At 38.4% G+C, this 5015-nt stretch carries 5 protein-coding genes and 1 pseudogene; all 6 read right to left on the bottom strand.

Going from position 1 to position 5015, the window contains the following annotated elements:
• Positions 1-102: 102 nt before the first annotated feature.
• Positions 103-957 carry an acetamidase/formamidase family protein gene (locus IEW48_RS16100; protein WP_188624646.1) on the bottom strand — a complete coding sequence of 285 codons (855 nt, stop codon included), beginning with the start codon at positions 955-957 and terminating at the stop codon, positions 103-105.
• Between the two features lie 11 nt (positions 958-968).
• Positions 969-1673 carry a phosphoribosylaminoimidazolesuccinocarboxamide synthase gene (gene purC / locus IEW48_RS16095; RefSeq protein ID WP_188624645.1) on the bottom strand — a complete coding sequence of 235 codons (705 nt, stop codon included), beginning with the start codon at positions 1671-1673 and terminating at the stop codon, positions 969-971.
• Between the two features lie 97 nt (positions 1674-1770).
• A complete protein-coding gene (locus IEW48_RS16090; protein ID WP_229704097.1) occupies positions 1771-2901 on the bottom strand; it encodes an ISL3 family transposase in 1131 nt (376 codons plus the stop codon).
• A gap of 349 nt (positions 2902-3250) precedes the next feature.
• Positions 3251-3514: a DUF3006 domain-containing protein gene (locus tag IEW48_RS16085; protein ID WP_188624643.1), complete on the bottom strand. Its 264-nt coding sequence runs from the start codon at positions 3512-3514 to the stop codon at positions 3251-3253.
• The gene (locus IEW48_RS16080) at positions 3514-3750 is read right to left on the bottom strand and encodes a ComEA family DNA-binding protein (RefSeq protein ID WP_229704096.1); all 237 of its coding nucleotides are present in this window, start codon (positions 3748-3750) and stop codon (positions 3514-3516) included. The genes IEW48_RS16085 and IEW48_RS16080 overlap by 1 nt, the downstream gene beginning before the upstream one ends.
• A gap of 53 nt (positions 3751-3803) precedes the next feature.
• Positions 3804-4816 (bottom strand): annotated as a pseudogene (locus IEW48_RS16075) (IS3 family transposase).
• Between the last annotated feature and the right edge of the window lie 199 nt (positions 4817-5015).

Here is a 5015-nt window from a genome sequence, read left to right as displayed (position 1 = left end):
CTCCCTTTCCACACAGGAGACTGAATATTCAGTCTCCTGTGTGGAGAAAATCAGTCCCCTATCAATTCAAATCCATTTCAGAGAAACCCTACCCCATTTACATTACACAAAATTCTTGACGGTACCAGTTAAATGCCCAGTAACAATATCTGAGGACAAACCTAAAAACATATATGCATCTACAGGTTCGATGTTTTTTGATTTAGAAACTATATCAACAGAAATCTCAGCAGCTAACTTGACTGCTTCATCAAAGGTCTCTCCATAGCCTACTATTAAAATTTCATTATCTAGTTCTAATATTGGGGTTGGAATAGAAGAGGCATGTAATTGTACACTCAATTCCACTGTCCCTGAAGATTCTAATGCAATTCCAGATAGTTCTCCATTGCCTTGTCTAGCATGCAAATCGCCCATATATAGAAATCCGCCATCCTTAGCAATAGGCAGATACACTTTAGATCCAGATCTTAACCATCTAAAGTCTAAATTTCCGCCATGCTTACCTGTAGCACCATTCCGAGTTCCCTTAGGGTCTGATACGCCAATACCGCCTAAACAAGGTTCAATGTTATGAGTAATATTTCCAAGAGTAAATAAAGAATCATTTATTTTAACTTTCCTATAGTTCCTACCTTGAAATCTTCCTTTAAGAACTCCCGAAGAACGAGAAACACATGTGTATGCATATTCATCTATTTCAATCCCATAAATGACTACCTCTAAAGTCATCCCTGATTTCGCTCCATTTATATAAACAGGGCCTGTAAAAGGATGATGAAACCCCATATCAATGACTTTGTTTAATTCTTGTTCTGAGTTTGTTTCTTGAGAAAAAGCATTCATGGTTTCTACTTTGAAGACTTCTCCTGGATTTACTACAGCTCGTACATCCGCCATCATATCTAAAGAATAATGTGCTAGTTCCTTTTGGTAAGAGATAAACGTATGAGACATTTCAATCCCCCTTATACCATTAATCTCTTTTGTAATTCTTTATATGCTTCTACTAAATCACCTTTTCCAAATCTAAACACGTCTTTATCCATAGAGACATATGTATTTCTATCCCACACTCTCATTCCATCCGGTGAAATCTCGTCACCTACAATAATTTCTCCTTTTTCATTACGTCCAACTTCAAATTTAAAATCTACCAATAATAATTCTTTTTCTAAAAAGAAAGAAGAAAGAAAATTATTTACTTCATGCGCTAACTCTTTTATCCGCTCTAACTCTTTTTTAGTTGCTATCCCTAGCGCTACAATGTAGTCATCATTCAACATGGGATCATTAGAATACTTCATATCGATTTTAAGAATTGGTGGATCAAATCGCGTTCCATGAATTACTGGATAATTACGAACCATAGAACCGGCAGCATAGTTTCTTGGTATGACTTCTAATTTAAACATATCAATTTTTTTAACCAACATCTTTCCATTATTCAAGTTCTTAATGAAATGAGTTTTTATCCCCTTCTCTTCCAACTTCTCAAATATAAACGAAGATATATCACATCGTACAACACCTGTTCCTACTATTCTTTCATGTTTATTATAAGTATATGAAGAAACACTATCTAAAAAGCTCATTACTAAAGTATTTTCATCTTCGCCAAAATGCATCACTTTCGACTTACCACAATTGAATAACAATCCTTTTTTACTCATCTTCTTCTCCTTTTCGCCTAACGATTTTAATTATCAACATTAGGGTTCTTCACCATAAATCGTGCTTGAATCTCCCTTATTCGTAGTTTTTCATCCGTTAGGGATGTTTGCACTCTCTTCGAATCCGGATGGCAAATCGTTTAAGGTTTCTCATTCCGAATGCACGTCTTTTAATCGTCTTAATTAAGTTGTTCGTTCCTTCTATAGGGGCATTTGTCAATCGAAATGTGAAGTAGTTAAGGATCTCTGTTTTCCATTGCAGGAACGTCTTAGAGATTCTTTTCAGTACACTGGGACCATGATAATAATAATGCTCAATCCATAGGTTGAAATTCCGTTTAGCTACTTCTCGATTCGGAGATTCATACACTCGTCTAAATGCTTGTAATGCTTGGTATAGTCCTTCTAAACGCTTGTCTTCTTCTAGCCAATGAGAGAGCTGTTCTAGCTCATGATTAGATAGCTGATTTGGCTTGGATAACAGGAGACGTTGCTGGTGGCGAATATTTAAATGTTTGGTAGCCCATCTTCCAGACAACTTACGAGCGTTGTTTAATGAACGAATAAGCAATTGAAGCACATGAAATTTATCAGCCACAATATTAGCTTTAGGCCAAATAGACCTAACGGTCTTAGACATTCCAGGTGCTAAGTCTGTTACAACCACTTTTGGGGTCTGTTTAAATGGCCATTGTTCAAGGGCATATTGGATTTTCTTTCGGCTCCTCCCTTCAGATACTTGCCAAACGTGTCCAGTCTTTGCATCTAGTAAGACCAAACCGTACTGATGTCCCTTTTTTAAAGCAAATTCGTCAATACATATTTCTTCTGGGGAGCTATGAGTATGGCTGTCAGGTAATGGCTCTAGATCTGTATCATAGTACCATCGCTCAACGGTAGAGTAAGGAATACCTGTCTCTTTTGAAGCTAGCTCAATAGACTTTTTGTGACAATACTCAACGACTATACGTTTAAAAGGTTCTGTCGCTTTTCCACGTTCCGGTATTCCTTGCCAAGTGATTCCCCAAGTGATATTACAATCATTACAGCGCTGTCTATAAACAGGGACCTCCACGTAAAGAGTCCCCCAACTAGGGATCCAACGATGACAAAGAGTGCGAGTTCTTTTTCGTTCATGGTTTTGGCTTTTCTTGAAACACAAAGGGCATATGTAGGATCTTGGGGTGGGCTCAAGAACCGCTATCCAGTTTTCATTCACTTTTTTCATAGATTTTAGGTTGAAGTCTGGCAAATCGATGAATTCTGTTGTAAACTTTCGGTACAAGCAGAATCTCTCCTTTCGTGGTTTGTCTCGACAACAACTACACTAAGGGAGATTCTGCTTTTTTTCAATGTCAAGCACAATTAATTATGAAGAATCCCTTTAATAATAAATTATACATAATATTTCATTTTTGTAAATGGTTAGTATAGTTTGATGACGTTTCATCGGTCTGTGCATCACGATCTGGATGAACAGTATATCAAGGATTCAAAAACAGAAAGTAGGCAAATTAATTCGTAATCTGTGGTTGTTGTTTTAAATTATATTTTAATAGCAATTCGGTTCATAATCTTTATCTTTTCTTAAAGTTACTCTTTTTCTTTTCCCTCAGTTTTGCTAATTTTGCGCTGATCCTTTCTTTAACCCTCTCTGTCTCAACCTCATCAATTTCTATTTGAGTCACGCTATTAGCGTCAAAGGTAACTTTTAACCAAGTCCCTTCTTTTGCCCCTGAAGGAAGCAGATGGGAGGGGATGATGATTTCCCTCTCATCATCCCCGATTAAAATCACAGCGTGTTTGTTATCTACTATACGGTCAATGACACCTTTTTCCATCAATTTTTTTCATCCTCTTCTGGTGGGTGTACGCATGCCAGTCCCTGGTCTTTAATGTCTTGTAATCTGGATGGTCCAATGCCGTCTACTCGCAACAAATCGTCTAAAGAGTAGAATGGACGGAGTTCAATGATCTGTTGTGCTCTTTCTGGACCGATATGAACAATTTGCTGTAATTCCTCAAATGAGGCTGAGTTAATATCAATACACCTATTAATTTGAACTTTCCATTTCAATGTATTCTCTTGTTGGATTTGAGTCAATAGCCTGGACACAAAAAAGTTAAGTTTTAAGCCGAATGTTTCAAAAGATCTTCCACTTCCTGAGGTGTTCTGTAACCTAGGCGGCTATGGATTCTTTTACGGTTATACCACCCTTCTATGAATTGAAATAGGGCTNCCCTGAGATTTGACATATTGCTCAAATGCTTCACTCGTATATTGTGTCCCCAAATCCGTGTGCAGAATAAGCCCGCGTTTAGGCTGTTGTGTATCACAAGCATTGGCCAACGCTTTGATGACGAGATCAGTCGTCATCGATTTGGCAAAGGAATAGCCAACGATTTTTTGGGTATGTAAATCCATTACAGAAGCCAAGTAACACCATCCATCTTTAAGGGTATGAATGTAGGTGATATCAGCGACCCACTTCTCATTGATGGTGTTGGTGGTGAAATCCTGTTTGGACAGATTGTCCCGTTGGATTACCTTTTCCTTGCTCGGATAGGGTTTGTATTTCTTTTTCACAATGGAACGAATACCTGACTTCTTCATTAAACGCTGTACTCTCTTGAGGCTGACTTGAAATCCTTCCTGCTTCAACAGATGATGGATTTTGGGAGCTCCATAGCGCTGTTTGCTCTTTTGATGAATGCTGATAATTCTTTGGGTGATCTCCCGGTTCTCACGTTCGCGGTTTGACTCTTTATGATTCAGTCTTTAATAGTACGTGCTTCGGGGAATCCCCAGCACTTTACACAGGGTATGAACTGGATAATCTGCTTTATGATTGTCAATGAATTCTGCTAACTCAGTATCCTTTACTTTTTGGCGAATATGACCATAGCCTTTTTTAAGATCTCATTCTCTTGTTGGAGACGGAGCATTTCCTTCTTCATCTCAACCATCTCTTTCTGGGTGATGGACTCATCTCCAGAACCCACTGGAGTAAACTGCTTAATCCATCTGTAAACCGTCACTTCAGATACGCCATATTCGCCGGACAGATCTTTAACAGAAGTTCCTGAATGGTAGAGATCCACAATCATTTTTTAAAATCGTCATTGAATGTCATACGGGTCATATTGGACACATCCTCTCCCATTTTTATTGTAAGGGACGTAACTAATATGTGTCCATGAAACTATACTAACACCAAAACACTAATAGAGCCACCTTGTGGGGTGCCTTCTTTACTGGCATAAAATTCCCCATCCTCCATTACGCCTGCTTTTAACCAGCGCTGGATCAGCCGTACGATTCTGGGATCACCTATGCGGTGC

Origin of the sequence: Caldalkalibacillus thermarum (genome assembly GCF_014644735.1) — a bacterium.
GTDB classification, from domain to species: domain Bacteria; phylum Bacillota; class Bacilli; order Caldalkalibacillales; family Caldalkalibacillaceae; genus Caldalkalibacillus; species Caldalkalibacillus thermarum.
This window is presented reverse-complemented; position numbering and strand designations above follow the sequence as displayed.